This window comes from Mongoliitalea lutea, assembly GCF_014652135.1.
GTDB classification, from domain to species: Bacteria; Bacteroidota; Bacteroidia; order Cytophagales; family Cyclobacteriaceae; genus Mongoliitalea; species Mongoliitalea lutea.
The window spans coordinates 87,222-104,915 of record NZ_BMYF01000019.1 but is presented as its reverse complement, the minus strand read 5'-3'; the positions used below and the strand labels follow the sequence as shown (position 1 = coordinate 104,915).

At 39.4% G+C, this 17,694-nt stretch carries 22 protein-coding genes; 17 read left to right on the top strand and 5 right to left on the bottom strand.

Annotation, left to right across the window (positions count from 1 at the left end):
- Nucleotides 1-199 precede the first annotated feature (199 nt).
- Nucleotides 200-433, top strand: a complete 234-nt coding sequence (locus IE080_RS14945; RefSeq protein ID WP_189584334.1) for a type II toxin-antitoxin system ParD family antitoxin — start codon at nt 200-202, stop codon at nt 431-433.
- Nucleotides 434-465: 32 nt separating this feature from the next.
- The gene (gene purU / locus IE080_RS14940) at nt 466-1,320 is read left to right on the top strand and encodes a formyltetrahydrofolate deformylase (protein ID WP_189584331.1); all 855 of its coding nucleotides are present in this window, start codon (nt 466-468) and stop codon (nt 1,318-1,320) included.
- Nucleotides 1,321-1,595: 275 nt separating this feature from the next.
- Here the strand turns inward: purU and IE080_RS14935 are convergent, their stop codons facing one another.
- Nucleotides 1,596-2,732, bottom strand: a complete 1,137-nt coding sequence (locus tag IE080_RS14935) for an ATP-binding protein (protein ID WP_189584328.1) — start codon at nt 2,730-2,732, stop codon at nt 1,596-1,598.
- A 170-nt stretch (nt 2,733-2,902) separates the two neighbouring features.
- On the opposite strand from IE080_RS14935, the gene IE080_RS14930 reads away from it, so the two are divergent.
- Nucleotides 2,903-3,208, top strand: a complete 306-nt coding sequence (locus tag IE080_RS14930) for a hypothetical protein (RefSeq protein WP_189584325.1) — start codon at nt 2,903-2,905, stop codon at nt 3,206-3,208.
- A 204-nt stretch (nt 3,209-3,412) separates the two neighbouring features.
- Complete coding sequence (locus IE080_RS14925; protein ID WP_189584322.1) at nt 3,413-4,003, top strand: hypothetical protein; 591 nt, start codon at nt 3,413-3,415, stop codon at nt 4,001-4,003.
- A 186-nt stretch (nt 4,004-4,189) separates the two neighbouring features.
- Here IE080_RS14925 and arsB read toward each other — a convergent pair whose 3' ends face one another.
- The 4 genes from arsB to IE080_RS14905 form a co-directional block, all read right to left on the bottom strand.
- The gene (gene arsB / locus IE080_RS14920) at nt 4,190-5,218 is read right to left on the bottom strand and encodes an ACR3 family arsenite efflux transporter (RefSeq protein WP_189584319.1); all 1,029 of its coding nucleotides are present in this window, start codon (nt 5,216-5,218) and stop codon (nt 4,190-4,192) included.
- Between the two features lie 188 nt (nt 5,219-5,406).
- Nucleotides 5,407-6,015, bottom strand: coding sequence for a low molecular weight phosphatase family protein (locus tag IE080_RS14915; protein ID WP_189584316.1), 609 nt, complete (start codon nt 6,013-6,015; stop codon nt 5,407-5,409).
- A gap of 205 nt (nt 6,016-6,220) precedes the next feature.
- Nucleotides 6,221-6,763, bottom strand: coding sequence for a DUF6428 family protein (locus IE080_RS14910; RefSeq protein ID WP_189584313.1), 543 nt, complete (start codon nt 6,761-6,763; stop codon nt 6,221-6,223).
- Between the two features lie 89 nt (nt 6,764-6,852).
- Nucleotides 6,853-7,182 carry an ArsR/SmtB family transcription factor gene (locus IE080_RS14905; protein WP_189584310.1) on the bottom strand — a complete coding sequence of 110 codons (330 nt, stop codon included), beginning with the start codon at nt 7,180-7,182 and terminating at the stop codon, nt 6,853-6,855.
- Nucleotides 7,183-7,476: 294 nt separating this feature from the next.
- Here IE080_RS14905 and IE080_RS14900 point away from each other — a divergent pair, with 294 nt between their 5' ends.
- The 13 genes from IE080_RS14900 (at nt 7,477) to IE080_RS14840 (ending at nt 17,682) form a co-directional block, all read left to right on the top strand.
- A complete protein-coding gene (locus IE080_RS14900) occupies nt 7,477-7,794 on the top strand; it encodes an ArsR/SmtB family transcription factor (protein WP_189584307.1) in 318 nt (105 codons plus the stop codon).
- Nucleotides 7,791-8,024, top strand: a complete 234-nt coding sequence (locus IE080_RS14895) for a thioredoxin family protein (protein WP_189584304.1) — start codon at nt 7,791-7,793, stop codon at nt 8,022-8,024. The genes IE080_RS14900 and IE080_RS14895 overlap by 4 nt, the downstream gene beginning before the upstream one ends.
- Before the next feature lie 12 nt (nt 8,025-8,036).
- Nucleotides 8,037-9,023, top strand: a complete 987-nt coding sequence (locus tag IE080_RS14890) for a permease (protein ID WP_189584300.1) — start codon at nt 8,037-8,039, stop codon at nt 9,021-9,023.
- A gap of 111 nt (nt 9,024-9,134) precedes the next feature.
- Nucleotides 9,135-10,439, top strand: a complete 1,305-nt coding sequence (locus IE080_RS14885) for an FmdE family protein (RefSeq protein ID WP_189584297.1) — start codon at nt 9,135-9,137, stop codon at nt 10,437-10,439.
- A 209-nt stretch (nt 10,440-10,648) separates the two neighbouring features.
- Nucleotides 10,649-10,900 (top strand): hypothetical protein, encoded by a 252-nt coding sequence (locus IE080_RS14880; RefSeq protein ID WP_189584294.1) that lies wholly within the window; start codon nt 10,649-10,651, stop codon nt 10,898-10,900.
- A gap of 61 nt (nt 10,901-10,961) precedes the next feature.
- Nucleotides 10,962-11,399 carry a DinB family protein gene (locus IE080_RS14875; protein WP_189584291.1) on the top strand — a complete coding sequence of 146 codons (438 nt, stop codon included), beginning with the start codon at nt 10,962-10,964 and terminating at the stop codon, nt 11,397-11,399.
- 239 nt (nt 11,400-11,638) lie between these two features.
- Entirely contained in the window at nt 11,639-12,835 is a 1,197-nt protein-coding gene (locus IE080_RS14870; RefSeq protein ID WP_189584288.1) for a GTP-binding protein, read from the top strand.
- A gap of 13 nt (nt 12,836-12,848) precedes the next feature.
- A complete protein-coding gene (locus IE080_RS14865) occupies nt 12,849-13,712 on the top strand; it encodes a hypothetical protein (protein WP_189584285.1) in 864 nt (287 codons plus the stop codon).
- Between the two features lie 30 nt (nt 13,713-13,742).
- Nucleotides 13,743-14,117 carry a hypothetical protein gene (locus tag IE080_RS14860; RefSeq protein WP_229800667.1) on the top strand — a complete coding sequence of 125 codons (375 nt, stop codon included), beginning with the start codon at nt 13,743-13,745 and terminating at the stop codon, nt 14,115-14,117.
- A gap of 198 nt (nt 14,118-14,315) precedes the next feature.
- Complete coding sequence (locus IE080_RS14855; protein WP_189584282.1) at nt 14,316-14,693, top strand: hypothetical protein; 378 nt, start codon at nt 14,316-14,318, stop codon at nt 14,691-14,693.
- A 122-nt stretch (nt 14,694-14,815) separates the two neighbouring features.
- Complete coding sequence (locus IE080_RS14850) at nt 14,816-15,658, top strand: MbnP family protein (protein ID WP_189584279.1); 843 nt, start codon at nt 14,816-14,818, stop codon at nt 15,656-15,658.
- 1 nt (nt 15,659) lies between these two features.
- On the top strand, nt 15,660-16,727 hold the full coding sequence (locus tag IE080_RS14845) for a cytochrome-c peroxidase (RefSeq protein WP_189584276.1): 1,068 nt from the start codon (nt 15,660-15,662) through the stop codon (nt 16,725-16,727).
- Nucleotides 16,720-17,682 (top strand): hypothetical protein, encoded by a 963-nt coding sequence (locus IE080_RS14840; RefSeq protein WP_229800665.1) that lies wholly within the window; start codon nt 16,720-16,722, stop codon nt 17,680-17,682. Before IE080_RS14845 ends, IE080_RS14840 begins: the two co-directional genes overlap by 8 nt.
- The last annotated feature ends 12 nt before the right edge of the window (nt 17,683-17,694 follow it).

The following is a 17,694-nucleotide window of genomic DNA, read 5'->3' as shown; positions in this document are numbered from 1 at the left end:
ATGTGTAATTTATGTTGTCGTAAACACAAAGTACACAAAATAGGGTAGGTTTAAGCAATTGAATCTACCCTTATTTTAAAATCGTTTCTCGGACACTAGTGATATTTAAATAGACTTTTAGAAAAAATCTAGTTTTGACCGCAGCTTCAATACCAATAAATAATAATTATCGGTATATTTACTAAAATTTGATTTTCCCATGGCAAAAAATACGAGTATTTCAATTGGAACTCATTTTGAGAATTTTATAGGTCAGCAAGTAGAAAAAGGCCGGTATGGATCTGTTTCTGAAACAGTTAGAGCAGCTTTGAGACTCTTAGAAGAGCAGGAACTAAAATTAGATGCCTTAAGGAAAGAGTTAGCAGAAGGCGAGGAAAGTGGAAAAGCTGATTATTCGTTAGACAAACTTTTAAATGAGTTGAATGAAGAATGAATTCGGGATATTTTTTACCTAAATTTTAAATTATGAACAAAGCGATCATTACCATTCAATGCCCAGACCAAAAAGGAATTGTGGTAACTGTTTCTGATTTTTTATACAACTATCAGGGCAATATTTTGGAAGTAGACCAACATGTGGATGAGGAAATCGGCATGTTTTTTATGCGGGCAGCTTGGGAACTCGATAGTTTTGCCTTAGATAAAGAATCTATTGGAAGCGTCTTTAAAGAAGAGGTAGCTGATCGATTTGGAATGAGCTTCGATCTGTATTTTAACACGCAAAAGCCAAGAATGGCAATTTTTGTTTCCAAACTGAGTCATTGCTTATTTGATATTCTCAGCAGGTATTATTCGGGTCAGTTTGATGTGGAAATTCCCTTGGTCATTTCCAATCACTTGGAATTGAAGAAAGTGGTTACGGCATTTCGAATCCCTTTCTACCATCTCCCAATGGATAAAACCAATAAAGCAGCAGTAGAACAACAGCAAATCGAGTTATTGAAAAAACATAATGTTGACTTTATTGTCTTGGCCCGCTATATGCAGATCCTAAGTGGAGACTTTATCCAATCATTTCCTAACCAAATCATCAATATCCATCATTCCTTTTTACCGGCTTTTGTGGGTGCGAAGCCCTACCATGCTGCCTACGAGCGTGGAGTTAAAATCATCGGGGCTACGGCTCATTACGTGACCGAGGAACTCGATGCAGGACCAATAATTGAGCAAGAAATTGCCCGGGTTAGGCACCATAACTCTGTGAGTGACCTAGTTCAGATTGGGCAGGATGTAGAAAAGGTCGTACTTTCCAAAGCTATCAAGTATCATTTGGAGCGAAAAGTATTGGCTTACAGAAATAAGACTGTTATTTTCTATTGATCAATTATGATTATCCACAATTGCACTAGAGTAAAATAATTTACAGCAATTGCGGATAATCGACCACTGTCGACGGTCTACAGTAAACAGATGCTTTGTCCCCTCATGAAATAGGTTGACAGGTCATTGACCGATGACCAAATGATGTGGATAATCAGTTTCATCAAAATTCTAGTTACACTGAATACATTTTCGAAAAATTAGGCCTAAAATTTAGATTACAATCGAAAAATTAGGCCTAATTTTTAGAATAGGATAAATTGATTTTATTCAACTTACTCTAAGCCAAGGAATACTTCAAAGTTTGCTTTGGAAATGACCGTTGTACTATGTTCAGGATAGGTTTGTAAAAAGGAAGACGGAAATCTGGTTTTCTGTTCTTTCCATTTGAATTCGAAGGCATGTAACATACCATCAACTTCCTCTATATAGTCAATTTCAGCCTTGTCGTGGGTCCTCCAGAAGTATGAATTGACAAATCTTCGTTCGTAATGATTCAATTTCATACGCTCTGCCATGAGAAAGTTTTCCCAAAGTGCGCCTTTATCCAAACGCATTTCAGGCAAAGCAAAATTACTCATCAATACATTTCGAATGCCATTGTCATAGAAGTAATACTTTTTAGCCTTTTTTATTTCATTCCTTAGGTTTCTACTAAAGGCAGGGAGCTTAAAAATTACAAACGCTTTTTCGAGCATATCGAGATACTTCTCCACCGTTGCCGTATCAATATTCCCTACTGTTTGAGCCAGTTCATGGTAGCTTACTTCACTCCCAACCTGAAAAGCAAGCGCTTTTAGCAACTTTTCTATATGGTTAGGTTTCCGAATGTTTTCAACTTTTAAGACATCCTTATACAAGTAACTTTGTGCAATTTCAATCAGCACTTCCTTTTCTTGACCTGGGTTACTGATCACTTCAGGATAGGTGCCATACACAAGGCGTGTATCCAGGAGCCTTCTACTTTCAATAAGTGAAGTATTTTCCACTAGTTCCCGATAGCTGACCGGAAACAGCTGATATGTTTTCTTTCGTCCGGTTAGTGGTTCTACGGTCTTATCTTGTAATTCAAATGAGGAAGAACCCGTGGCAATTACTTGAATGGGTAACTTACTATCATAAACTAATTTAAGCTTTTTACCTATATCATCAATCTGCTGTGCTTCATCAATGATGATCAATTGATTATTCTCTCCCATTAAGTTTATCAATTGGGAGCTGGTTTTTGCAGTATTAAAAGCTTCCAGAATATCAGATTCATCTGCATTCAGCCAAGCAGTTGGCACATTGAACTCTCTGACCAAAGATTCCAACAAGGTTGTCTTACCCACTTGTCGGGCACCAAAAAGTAAAATCACCTTTCCTTGAAAGCAATTTTCCTTGATTCGTTGCAATAGCTCTCTTTGTAACATCACTGCTTGCTTAAAGCTACGAATTTACAACAAATTCATTATAATCGAAAAATTAGGCCTAAAATTTAGATTATAATCGAAAAATTAGGCCTATATTTTAGAATATTTCACTTTCATCGACTTTTATTATATTCGTAACGTTTAGTTCGTCTTATTTTAAAAGAGAAATTATGACAATTATTTTCATCTGCTTAGGTTTCATCGCTTTTGGTACCTTAACGAGATTATTCCCTCGTATTTTCATAGGGACTAGGCATTTCTCCAGTAAAGAAAAGGAGTTTGCTATTGAAAATGGTTTACATATTTTTCTAAGCTATGTTTTTATAGCAATGGGAATGATTCCAATGATTGGATATTTTGTAGGTGAATGGCTAGGTCAATCAAATCTAGCGCCTGGGTTGACTGTTATAGTTAGTATACTTGGAGCTGTGATTATTATCATTGCTATGCCAATGTTTGCCAAAGAGCGCTTCTGATCAAGATAAGCCATAGGGATGTTGCATAATTGTAAGAAAAATCATGCTTGAATAGCTTAGATTTACCTGTAATTGAGATTTTTATTGATCAACTAGTTAAAAATACTAAAAATTTAATGAAAAATAAGTTAAAAAATCTTTAAGTGGTTTTAAGTGAAACATTATCTCCTATTTTTGACGTTGAAACTAAAAATAGCTATCATTATGAACCGAAAACTACACCTCTCGCTCATTTGTATCCTATGCCTTTTGCCAATTATAGGATTTTCACAGGATAAAGCATCTAAAATCCACTATTCCTTTGGAGGTGGAACGACCATTGATAATAATAATTTACTCTGGGGCCTGAACTTGGGTGGTGAATTGAATTACCAATTTGCCAATCGCTTTTCATTGAATACTGGGGTATCCTTTTATCAGTCTTTGGGTAATTTGGAAAGCAATGAATTGTCGGAAATCGATCAGTCCTCTGGTATTTTTATCAGCCCAACATTAAGATATACTATCATTCAAAAAGATAATGGCTTCAAGTTGGCTTTTGGAGCTGGACCTTCCTTGCAATTAGGAGGAGAGTCTGTAAGAACTAGAAATTTTTTCAATCCAGAAGATCCTATCCCATTTACCATCATCAACAAATACCAAAGAGTAGGTTTATTGTTGGAATTGGAAGCTGAGTGGAAATCTAAAAACCCCAATATTAGAAATGCAGTAGGCGTATCAGCCTTTGGAGCTGATGGCTTTTTCCCGTGGTTTATCGGTGCTACATACAAAGTACGATTCCAGGGAGGGAAGTAAACTTGAAATAATGTAGAAATAAGGTTGAAATAGAGTGGAAATAAATTTGAAATATTTGCACAACTTATAAATCCTAGCATCTCTTGTATTCAAGAAGACTGTTCACAGAAGTAATGAGATAGCTTTATTCCTATTTATTTCATTCCATTTAATTCTTACCTAAGTTCGCAAAGGATATTTCAATCCTTAGTACTTCCACTTGTTTGCCAAACTGACCAAATGCAGCATGACAGGTACTTCCACTAAAACGCCGACCACGGTCACTAATGCAGCTGGACTGTCTAGTCCAAACAAGGCGATGGCTACCGCGACGGCTAGTTCAAAGAAATTACTGGCGCCGATCATGGAGGCTGGCGCACATACTGCATGTCTAAGTTTTAATTTTCTTCCCCCAAACCAGGCCAAGAAAAAGATAAAATAGGTTTGGATGATCAGTGGGATAGCGATCAGTAAGATGATCAAAGGGTTATTCAATATGTTGGGTCCCTGAAAGGCAAAAAGTAAAATCAAGGTCAGTAGCAATGCAATAATACTAACTGGTTTGAATTTGGGGAGGAATTGGTTTTTGAACCATTCCTCTCCATTCTTACCTACCAGAATTTTGTTGGTAATGATCCCTGCAACTAATGGAATGACTACAAAAATCACTACGGATGCAACCAACGTTTCATAAGGAACAGTCACATTGGTAATCCCCAAAAGAAAACCCACTAAAGGAACAAAGGCTACCAAGATAATCAGGTCATTGACCGAGACTTGAACCAACGTGTAATTAGGATCCCCATCTGTCAGATATGACCATACAAATACCATAGCTGTACAAGGAGCTACACCAAGTAAGATGGCACCTGCAATATATTCTCCAGCCATGTCTGGCTCAATGTAGGCTGAATAGAGTTGGTCAAAGAAAATCCAAGCGAAAAAAGCCATGGTGAATGGCTTGATCAGCCAGTTGATGATCAAGGTCCAAATAATTCCCTTTGGTGCTTTGCCTACTCCTTTGATACTTCCAAAGTCAATCTGCAACATCATGGGATAAATCATCAGCCAGATCAATATAGCAATGGGCAAATTGACATTGTAAATTTCTAAATCGGACAGTACCGAGATATCATCCCCAGCCAAATGACCGATAAGGATTCCAACACCAATACATAAGGCAACCCATAAGGTCAGGTATTTTTCGAAAAAGGCGATTTTTTTGGTTTCAGACATGGAACAGTGGATTTAAATTAGACTTATGAACCTTAAAGGAAATAAAGTAGAAATAAGGTTGAAATAATGTAGAAATAAGCAAGAATAGATAATTCTGAAATCGGGTGAATATTATTTTAGCCCTCTATTCTTTTTTTCAGTTTTATTTCGCCGTAGGTATATTTCACGAAGTGTATTTCAACATTATTTCATTTTATCCTTGAAAACACGTAAAGCATCTCAGACGCTATCTGCATAGATCTTGTATCATACATCTGAGCCTCCTTTTCCGTATCATCAAAGGCTTTTGGGTCTTCATAGCGCACTGGAATTCTGGCTTCCGCACCGGGAATAAATGGGCAGTTTTCATCAGCATGGGAGCAAGTCATCACAGCGGCAAATCCTTTTGGAATATTGGCAGGGTCATCATAGACTTTGCTGAAAGTAACAATAGGATCCTCATCATCTGAAAAGAAAACAAAGTACTTTGGATTTCCTTCTCCTTCCCTGCTGACCTTAAAGCCAAACCTTTTTATGGAGGCCACTGCTCGTTCATTGAAAGCAGTTACTTCTACTCCACCCGAATAGGAGTTGATGTCTATGCTATGGTAAGCCGCTGCTACCTTCCCCCAAATCTGGGAAAATTGGCTTCTACGGGAATTGTGCGTGCAAATAAAGTTCAGGCTGATTTCCTGATTATGATCGACTTTTTGCTGCACATAATCAATCAGCACTTGAAGAATCGCTTTGCGTTCATCGGATATCGGCAGCGTCTGTGCTTGCTCGATATGGGTTTGGAGGGTTGGGTATAGGTTCATTTTTTTAGAATCAAGAGTCAAGAGTCAAGACGCAAGAAACGAGACGCTAGAGTCGAGACTTATCTCGTCCTGAAATAACCTGACTTTTTTTAAGAATAATTCTCTTATCTACACGCAACCAAAATATCGCCGATGGTATATTTCAACTTTATTTCGCGGTAGCATATTTCATCTATTTCCTCTCGCTTCTCGTCTCTCGCATCTCCTAGCAACAGCCCGATCCAGGTTCGCAGCTATTGGCTGCTTGGAGGGAGGCAAGTGAAACACGGATTTTTGGTTTTTCGGAAACAGGTCCACAGCAAGCAGCTGCTTTTTCCTCGGGAGTGGTAGCTCTGTCCTTGGCTTTGCAGGTAGTCTGATCAGGTATTAGCTGTACGATCAGGGCATTGCCTGTGTCTTTGATGTTGTGAACTGGAAGTACTGCTGTTGGGAAAACAGCATTGCCATATTCAAATTTGATATCCGCATCAGGGTAGGTTTCCCTCACACGATTGACCACTTCAAAGATTTTCATTGCCTTAGTGGTGTCTACGGCGTGATCAGGCTCGGGAATTTCATTTTCCCACAACTGCACATGAACTTCAGACCATTGGTTGCGTATACCTCCACAGTCTACGGTGTCAAAGTTCACGTTTTTGATTTCGGTAATATGATAGTCCGTTCGGACATATTGCCCAGCCCGATATTCGAAGAAAAGTGCCTTTTCAGGGTTTTCTTGAAGGATGTTGGTGAATTCTTTTGTTTTCATAGATGGTATTTTTTGTATCAGGTACCAAGTACGAAGTACCAAGACTGCACCATACTTGGTACTTGGTACATTGTACTTCGTACAATTTCCTAGCAGCAACCCGAAATTTTAGGAAAGCCGCTGAATAAGTCTTGGAATAAGTTTTGAACTTCAGTCCAACGGATAGGGTCAATACAATAATTGACAGAAACCCCTTCTATACTGCCTTTTATCAATCCGACTTCTTTGAGTTCGCGGAGGTGTTGGGAAATGGTGGCTTGAGCCAGCCCGAGTTCCTGTACCAAGTCTCCATTGATACAGGAATTGGCCTGAATCAAATATTCAAGGATGGCTACACGTGCCGGATGCGCAAAAACCTTGGCTACTTTGGCCAGTTCGTTTTGCTTTTCTGTGAAGAGATCTGTTTTGGTGACACCCATGTGGAGACGGTTAGAGATTAGAAGCGAGAATCTAGAGATTAGATTTTAGAGGCAAGAGACAAGACAACCAACAATATCCCAGTATCTAAATATCATAATATCTGTTTCTAGTATATTTATATTTTAGTTGAATTGTATTTCGGTATAAGCATATTTCAATCATTAATACATCGCAATATTACGATAGGCATTTTTATGCTCCAAATTTTTAAGGAAAATATCATGAGCTGAGGTGACATTGGTCACCCTATCTCTTTTTTGTCTATCGTACTTTTACGATATACGCTTGAACCGATGGAAAGAACAGCAGTTAAATTGGACTACTCCCTTCAGGAGCAACAACTAGCCATCTTTGCAAAAGCGTTGGGGCATCCGGTACGGATACAGATTTTGAAAATCTTGAGTGAACAAGCTTGTTGCTTTAATGGTGATCTTACGGAAATCATTCCCTTAGCACAGTCTACTATTTCCCAACACTTAAAATCGTTGAAAGATGCTGGCTTGATCCAAGGAAAAATCATGCCTCCCAAAATCCGATACTGCCTCAATAAAGAAGCTTGGTCCGAAGCGCAGCAATTATTCGAATCGTTATTTAAAAACCATATATCATGAGAACCATTAAAATTTTAGGCACGGGTTGTGCCAAGTGCAAACAAACTGAAGCGGCTGTTAGAGATGTCTTGGATAAAGAAGGTATTGTGGCTGATGTAATCAAAGTGGAGGATATCCAACAAATTATGGCATACAACATTCTTTCTACCCCAGCAGTGGTGGTGGATGAAGTGGTCAAAATCAAGGGGAAGGTTCCTTCGGCACAGGAGATTTTGGCGGCTCTTTCTTAAAAAATCAACGTCATGTTTGACTGGTTGCAAAGTTTTGCAGATTGGCTGATCTACCAGGTCATTGGGATAGGTACAGAAAGCCGCCTTGGAGTGGCGCTGAGCTTCTTTGTCTATGATGTGCTGAAAATCTTAATTCTGCTCTTCCTTATCACAGTTTTGATGGGCATTGTCAATGCCTATTTCCCCGTGGAGCGATTGAGGGATTTTCTGAATAAGCGCAAACTTTATGGCTTGGAATACTTCTTTGCATCTTTCTTTGGAGCAATTACCCCGTTTTGTTCCTGTTCTTCGGTGCCCTTATTTATAGGTTTTGTACAGGGGGGAATTCCCCTGGGTGTTACTTTCGCTTTCTTGATTACTTCGCCCTTGGTCAATGAAATTGCACTGGCGATTTTTTTAGGCATGTTCGGGATAAAATTTACATTGATTTATGCCATCACAGGAATTCTTTTAGGAATGCTCGGAGGAATGGTATTAGGTAAATTGAATTTGGAACGCTTCCTCAGCGACTGGGTGCAGCAGTTGATCCAAAACAAAAATAAAGTTCAGGAAGGCTTTGAATCAGAAAAGGCACCTTTCTTGAAACGATTGCCTCACATTACCCAAGAAGCATGGGGAATTGTAAAAAGTATAGTGCTATATGTGATAATCGGTATAGCCATAGGGGCTTTTATGCACGGCTATGTGCCTGAAAATTTCTTCGAAGAATACTTGGGAGATGGACAATGGTGGACGGTACCATTAGCGGTAATACTAGCAGTTCCACTCTATGCCAATGCAGCGGGTATTATTCCAGTCATACAGGTCATGGTGGTTAAGGGTATTCCTGTGGGAACAGCCATTGCCTTTATGATGGCCACCATCGGTCTTTCTATACCAGAGGGAACATTACTTAAAAAAGTCATGAGCATGAAGCTGATTGCTATCTTCTTCGGAACAGTTGCTTTCTTTATCATCCTATCAGGATTTATTTTCAACATGGTATTTACCACATTATAAATCAATTATCATCTGAAGTAACTTTTCATAAGTTCTCTTAGACAACATCTAAATTGGGTGATGGATAAACTTTGGAAAAGTTAATCACGACTCTTCAACCATATATCAAAAATGAAAAATCTCAGTTTTCTTATTCTTTCAATATTCGTTTCAATCTCTACTTTCGCCCAGTATGGACAAGTAAAGTCTGTCGGTTCCATGAGCGAAATGGGTAAAACAGGATTTGCTCCTACCATTTCCACTGACTCTCTCCAGAAATATCCTAGGATTTTCGGAATGGGTCCATTGGGTAAAATGCAAGGGGAAATCACATTTGCCAATGGAATTCCATATTCAGGCTTTGCTGATTTGGATGGCAATCCTTTTATTCAAAAGAATTGGGATATCCAATCTCCATTCTTTGTTTATGGGGAAGTGGAGGAATGGGTGGCCTTTCCCCTTAATGGTGTAATAACGGATATGGCCGCTATGGAAAAATTAGTGGAAAATACTGCTTCCCAAAACGGATATGACTTGAGCCAACCTTTCTTTTTTAAGTTGGTAGGTACTTTTGATGAAATGGTTACGCACATCGTAACCCCAAGGTCTCCTGAGGTAGAAGGTTTTAAACCTGGCAGAAACCAGGAAAATTACAAGCATCAAAATGAATCCGGTGAATTGATTGGAGTTTATTCCCAAGTTGGAAAAGGCATCTATACACCCCAAAGCAGCCATCTTCATGTGCATTTAATCAACAAGGAGCAATCCTTCACCGGACACTTGGACAAAATCCGGACTGACCTGAAAGACCTGACTCTATACCTCCCCAAATCCAAAAATCCCCTAAGTTTCAAAACCAATGACACAGATTTCTCTAAGGGCCGGCTGGGTTTTCAACAAAAAATAGAATTGGATGATTTGGTAAAGTTTCATGGTCATCTATGCGATGGACTCGTGGTAGGAGCTATGGGATTGAAGGAAGCTTTGGAAGTGCTTTATCCTGATGGGACAATTGATAGAACAGACCTTAGAATTGTGTCTAAATCCTCTCCTTGTTTAACAGATGTAGCCGTTTACTTGACTGGTGGAAGGTATCAGTTTGGAACTTTCTATGTGGATGATGCCATCGATGGGATGTATGTGGTACAGCGGATTTCTGATGGTATGGCTTATCAGGTAAACCTGAAGAAAGGTGTGAAACCAACCATCATAGACGACATGAGCAAAAAAGCCGTAAATCTAGAATTATCAGGCTGTGAATTGGATGCATTGAAAGGCATAGAGGATGATTTTACGGATTATCTCCTGAAAGCTGATGCCAAAGAAATCTTTCAGATTACGGAAATGGAGGACTTCGAGTGGAATCCTGTTTTGAAAGCAGACTTTGTCAAGACAGATGTTCTAAATAAGCATGCTGCAAATTGTACCATTGAATAATTCTAAGATGAAAAAACACTTTGTACTTTCTCTTTCATTACTTCCCCTTCTTACACAGGCCCAATAAATTGAGATGATTGGTTCAACCGATCAGATCATGAAAGAGAAAAACCTATCAGCCAATATTGATATGGATACGATCTCCAACAGAAAGTTTCTTTACGCCATAGGGGCCATGGAAGATTTGTAGGGGGAGATTAATGTTTTCAATGGCAAACCATATTCAAGCTCATATTGCTTTTTTGAGATCTGAGTTAATTACTAATTTCACCCCACAAGGCAAAAATCAGGAAGATTATCCACTCACGTTGGAAGATCAAAATGTCTGGATCATTGGATTTGCAGGAAAAGCAGCAGGCGGAAGATTGCAATGCCCGCAATGGGAAATAATCCCGCAAGTGAACTGCATATACACTATATTTGGAATGATAAGGAAGAGGCAGGACTTATTGAAGACCTGATCATCTATGGGACCTAGCAACTTTGTTTACCCATTAAAAAATAATCTAAAACCACACTATTATGAAAGCATTGGTAGAACTCTGGGAAGAAGGCCGTACTCGGTTTATCAATCAATTGGCCAAGCTCAAAGCTGAAGACCTCCCCAAAAAACTAGGAAATAGTCCAAATTCAGCAGGGTTCTTAATCCGGCATATTGCTGAAGTGGAAGTCCTTTTCGCCAAAAATGTCTTTGGCAATACCCATGTCAAAGTGGATGCAAAAACCCTAAAAGCTGGTAAAGATACAGGAGAATGGACTGATCTAGACGAACTTTTGGCCCTTGTCACTGATGCAGGCGAACAACTTAAAAAAGCCATCGACAGCCAAGATGATTGGGATGCCGTTATCAAAACCCAGGAATTTGGAGAAAAAACCAAGGCAGCTGCTTTGGGGAGGATTACTACCCATACAGCTTATCATGCGGGGCAGTTGGCGATTGTACTGAAGTATGGAATTTGAAAAATTCGAATAGAAACATTTTTAATTCTCAATGATTAAAGCCAGTCCTTCCCTGTGGACCTTGGGGAAAAAGAATCATTTTTCCATCTATTTTTTTATTACCGGATTTCTTTTCATATTTGCAATATAGTTGCAAATAAAGGAGGGGTTCGATTAGAATTGAATAAATACCATCAGGAAGCTCTCTTGATGCAGTTTTATTAACCAATCGAAATTCTACTTTTCTCACCAATCAAATCATGGAAAAGAAATTACCTGTAACCGTTCTCAGTGGCTTTCTTGGAGCCGGAAAAACAACCTTGCTAAATCATATTCTTCATAACAAGGAGGGCCTCAAAGTGGCCGTGATTGTCAATGATATGAGTGAAGTCAATGTGGATGCTCAATTGGTGAGAAGTGAAAATACCCTTTCCAGAACGGAGGAAAAGTTGGTGGAAATGAGTAATGGGTGTATTTGCTGTACACTTCGGGAAGATTTGATGCTGGAAGTGGAGCGTTTGGCCAAGGAAAATCGCTTTGATTACTTGTTGATAGAAAGTACGGGTATATCAGAACCTTTGCCTGTAGCTCAGACCTTCAGTTTCGTAGATGATGAAAAGGGGATTGACCTCTCTAAATTTAGCCGTTTGGACACCTTGGTGACTGTGGTAGATGCCTTTAATTTTTATAAAGATTTTGGTTCGGCGGATACGGTATATTCCAAAATGCTCAACGATGATCCAGAAGATCAGCGATCCATCGTAAATCTATTGACAGATCAGATTGAGTTTGCCAATGTGATCATTATCAACAAAGCAGATTTGGTTTCTAAAGAAACCGTGGAGGAATTGGCTGCGATCATTCACAAGTTAAATCCAGGTGCAAAGATCATCAGCACTTCCAATAGTAAAGTAGATCCTAAAGAAATTCTCAATACTGGTTATTTTGATTTTGAGGAGGCTTCCAATTCTGCGGGTTGGCAAGAAGAACTCCAAAAAGACCATCATACGCCAGAAACGGAGGAGTATGGAATTTCTTCCTTTGTTTTCAGGAATAAAAAACCGTTTCATCCCCAGCGATTTTGGAAGTACATCTCAGAAAACTGGCCTGCTGGAGTCATCAGAAGTAAGGGACTTTTCTACATTGCTTCCAGAAAAGATCAGGCACTTTCCTGGTCCCAAGCAGGAGGTTCCTTGAAAGCAGAGCCTGTGGGTGTTTGGTGGGCCAGTATGCCTTTTAAAGAGCGTATGTATTATGCCTCATATATTGAAAATCAGGAGTACATTGAATCTAAATGGGATAAGTTCTTTGGAGATCGAATGAACGAGCTTGTCTTGATCGGACAGGACTTGGATCAAGAGCAGATTATCAAGGAACTAGAGGGGTGTTTGCTCAACAATGTAGAGTTGGCAGAGTATCTAAAGGGTAAAAAGTTTACGGATAATTGGCCGATTTAAGTAGTACTCTTTGATGCGCTCAATTCCAAATATAGTTAAGTGTTGGGGCTTATTTTTGGCCATATTCTGGTCGCAAACTTTTTTATTTGCCCAAGTAAGTAAAGAGGTTCTCCATTTAGCAGATTCACTTGCTAAGGAAACTTTGGAAAAAGAGGGGCTGTTCACAGTTTTGTCTGGACTCAAGCCAATCAGTACTGTCGAACACTTTAAATTTCCTATTGACACCACATCTAAGAATCTTTTGAGTCCAGAGGAAGCGTCTCTGCAAATTCAGATGCTCCATGAAAGTTTGAAATTACTAAGTGATGAAAACATTGGATTTGCAATAGTTCCTTTCAAAGCAGTTTTTAGCAATTCTAGAAGCTTTCAGATTTTAGTTTATCATAGAGGTAGTGTCCAGAGAGCTATACAAGAATATTCTGAATTTTTCATCAAGAGGGGAGTTTTAACGGAAACGGACCCACTTTCACTATTAACGATGGTGGAGTTTGAGGAAAAATTAGATCGTTTTCGTGCCTATGGATACTTGTTTGGGTATCCCACCCATGCGGTGGATTTTTTCGTAGAGGCAGCGAAGCATGAGGAAACTACCGGGGAATTTGTTAAAAGAAGCTTTTTTCAGATTCCTGTAGCTAATTCCGATACAGGAAGATTTGTCTATGCGCTACCTGAAGATGAAGAACCTTCAACAATCGACTTGGAATTGAAAAGAAAAGCGGGAGCAATACTGGAAACTTATAAACGGATTCGAGAGGAGCAATTAGCCCTAGAAAGTGACTATCCATTCCTTGAATTGTTGAAATTCATTCGGGAAAATTTAAGTGAGTGTAGTTGTTTAAGTGAAAAGTCTTTTAAATTCCTCGAACCTGTCAACTGATTTTAATCTTTTGTTAGTACCTTTGTGCCGATGTTAAAGAGCTTGATGTACATATTTATGGCAGCCTTGTTGGTACTGAACGGGATGATATATTCCGTCATTCAGGGCTCCTATGTATTGAATAAAGCTGCTATCATCGAAAATTTCTGCGTCAACAAAGCTCAGCCGGAACTCAAATGTGATGGGAAATGCTACTTGGCCCAGCAATTGAAAGCTGAAAAAGAAAAGCAGGACCAAAATAGCCAACATTCCTTTGCAATGGATTTTGGGCAGTTTGTAGTGGCTGAGCAAATTTTACTTTTGGTTGTTGATCCGATCAATAATGAAGCTAGTTTTTCTCAGCTTTATTTAGAGGTAACTCCAAATATTTTTTCAGGTGATATTGATACACCACCACGAATCTAATCTCTAGGTTATTTTACGTTTTCCCCATCGGCAAGTGGTTCCTTTGAACATGCCCATTTAATGGCATGAATGATCCATTCATTACGGCGCCGCGTAAAACAGACTTTATTCCGAAGCCTTTCCACCATTAGATCTAAGGCAAAATTTCTTCAAAAATTAGTGTAATCTACAACTGATAAAAGTAATCGGGACAACTCAATGGTGCGTACCCTTTTTATTCTTTGCATGGCCTGGATGGTCATACTTAACAGTATGGTCTATTCGGTTATTTGTGTCAATTTTCAGCTGAACAGATCCTTTATTGCGGAAATGTTCTGTGAAAATAAAGATCTACCCATGTCTGAGTGCCAAGGAACTTGTTATCTAAACAAACAATTGGACCAAGCATCGCAAGAATCAGATAGCGACTGGATGAGTTTTAGAGCAGATTTCAATTTGTATATACTTCCAGAAACCAGTTTGGAGAAAGTGGGGCTCGTCATCCAGCCCTTAGTTTCCGAGTTGAGTTGGCAAATCGTAAGCCCTTATTTTGCAGATCTTAGTATTTTTGACAGGCCTCCAAGAGGTGATTTTTAATGTATCGAGGCTAGTTTTTATTAGCCTAATTACTTCAAGACTTCACTTGGTCTTGTTTTCAGTTTATTTTCAATAATTAATGAGGCACTAATTAGATGCCTTGCAAAAATCAGTTGTCAAAAATGAAAAAGTTTAAATCATTACAATATATCATAAGTGCTCTTCTTCTATCAGTTTCGTTATGGTCTTGTCAGGAATCAGAAAATCCTGATCTCAATGAAACCGGCGAAATGATTGTGAAATTTGATAATTATGTCGGCAACCGCCCATTGGTTCTTGATCCTACCGGTAGCACCAATTACAGATACACGCTTCCAAATGGTCAGGAATTCAATATCACAAGGTTTGGCTATTACATCAGCCATATCAAATTGGAAGGTCCAAATGGTGAGGTCTTTGTTGACCCCATGTTGGCTTCAGCTGCTGAAATCAAAGGGTACTATCGAGTTGATCAGTCAGACCCTAGTACTTTTGAAATCCGCTTGAAAGATATCCCAGCGGGTCAGTACAATAAAATATCCTTCAATCTTGGTGTAAAAGAAGATGGTATTGTAGAAGGGGCTGTTGCAGGTATACTTGACCGAGCGGCTGGTGGATGGTTTTGGAACTGGAATTCAGGATTTATCCACTACATGTTTGAAGGTCATTCTCCAGCTTCTGAAAGAGTTCAGGGAGAGCTTCGCAATAGAATTCGCCTACATCTAGGAGGTTGGAAAAATATTTCTCCAACTGATGGAACACCCCAGCGTTTCTTTGACAACAATGTAACAATCAGTTTGCCATTTGACGCTACCGTTCGTGTCAATAAGACTATGCGTCCTTCCCCACACATTCATATGGACGCATTGCAAGTGATAGGTCAAGCCAATTTTGCAATTGACAATAACATTCACACACCTTTGGAAGGTCGTCCATTTGCTCAGCGTCTTTCAGATGCTTTTGTTGTGGACCATACGCATCAATGAAATGATAGAAATTAAGAATAAAAAAGGAGGTTGGATCTTATGGTCCACCTCCCTTTTCTTCATTTTGTTGATAATTGGTTGCTCTCAAGCACCAGAGGCTCCTGTTTTGGATAGGTATCAGTTTGAAAAACCAAGTCATTTTCCTGAACCCACATATACCTTTAGAAATAATCAAGTACATGAAAAAGGCTTCAAACTAGGGAGAAGATTGTTCAACGACCCTACGCTTTCGCGTGATGGATCGGTATCCTGTTCTTCTTGTCATTTACAGAGTCATGCATTTGCAGACACCTGGCTGCATCCTATGAGTATAGGAGTTGATGGAAGAGAAGGAAAGCGCAATGCTCCTCCTTTATTAAACCTAGCTTTTCATAAGGAGTTTTTTTGGGACGGAGGAGTAACTCATCTTGATTTTACACCAATTCTCGCATTTGAGAATGAGGTGGAAATGGATATTGAGTTTCCTGAAGTCGTGGCTCGAATCCAAAGACATCCCGAATACCCAAGATTATTCAAGGAGGCATTTGATGTGGATGAAGTTACAGGACCATTTGTACTGCATGCTTTGAGCCAGTTTATGCTGTTGATGGTGTCTGCTGATTCTAAGTACGATCGTTATATCAAAGGCGATTCCAAAGCTCTCACATCCTTAGAGCTTGATGGACTAAAGCTTTTCAGGCAACATTGTGAAAGCTGTCATCAAGAGCCCTTGTTTACAGATTTAAGTTATCGAAACAATGGCGCTCAGCGTACCATCACAGATTTTGGAAGAGAGATCGTAACCGAGCGCATGCAAGATCGGGGGAAGTTTAAAGTTCCTTCCCTTAGAAACATTGAAGTGACCAGCCCATATATGCACAATGCTCGATTTGAAACCTTGAGACAGGTTTTGGATCACTATACAGATGGAGTTACCGAACAAGTGACCATCGATCCGAAAGTATTTGCTAATGGAAAACCGGTAATAGTCCTCTCTTCAGATGAAAAAGAGAAAATCATAGCCTTTCTAAAAACCTTGACTGACCCTGGGTTTCTTTCAAACCCTATATTCTTCAATACCAATGACTAAAACAATTAAAATAGCACTTATACTACTGGCCTTTGGAATGTTTCATGCACAAGCTCGGGCTTGTGATGCTTGCGGTTGTGCTTTGGGGGGATTCAATTTTGGTGTGATTCCGCAAAATGAAGCACATTTTGTGGGTGTACGTTATGCCATAGCCCAATTCTACGCTAACTCTAGACACGGTGGAGTATTGGAGTATTCAAATGATACCTATCAGCGGATAGATGTGATGGCAAGAGTGGCTTTGAATGAAAAATTACAGCTTAACCTCGTACTTCCCTACATGTACAATACCATGAATGGTAGCCACGAGTCAGAACAATTGAGTGGCCTTAGTGATCCTATGCTGATGCTTAACTATAAACTATTGGATCAAAAGGGAAATCCTATGGAAAAATGGCTCCACAATCTTTGGGTTGGAGCGGGTATAAAAGCGCCTTTGGCTGACTTTCAGTTTTCAAGAACAGAAAATTTGATCAATCCAAATTTTCAATTGGGAAGTGGATCCTGGGACTATTTGGGCATGCTCAACTATACCAGCATGCGTAACCGGTTCGGATTAAATGTGGAGGCTGTGTATAAATTCAATACGATCAATTCACAAGATTATCGCTTTGGTAATCAATATAATGCACAGGTAAATGTGTTTTACAAAACATTCATTGGCGGAACACAGCTTTTTCCTTTGATAGGAGTGTACCATGAGTTTGGGGGGCAACATACCCATGAGGGCTTTTTGCAGGCCAATAGCGGTGGACGATTAAGTATGGCCCAAGTTGGGGCGCAAGCCCAGTTTAAAACCTGGATGCTACATACCAACTACCAAGTGCCCATCAGTCAGGATTTCAACAGCGATACTCACGTGAGTATTCAAGCGCAGAATAGGTTTTCACTGACGGTGGTGAAATTTATTGGAAAGAAGAAGGAGAAAAATGTTTTTTCTTTTCAACCAGACTAATGGACTTATCAC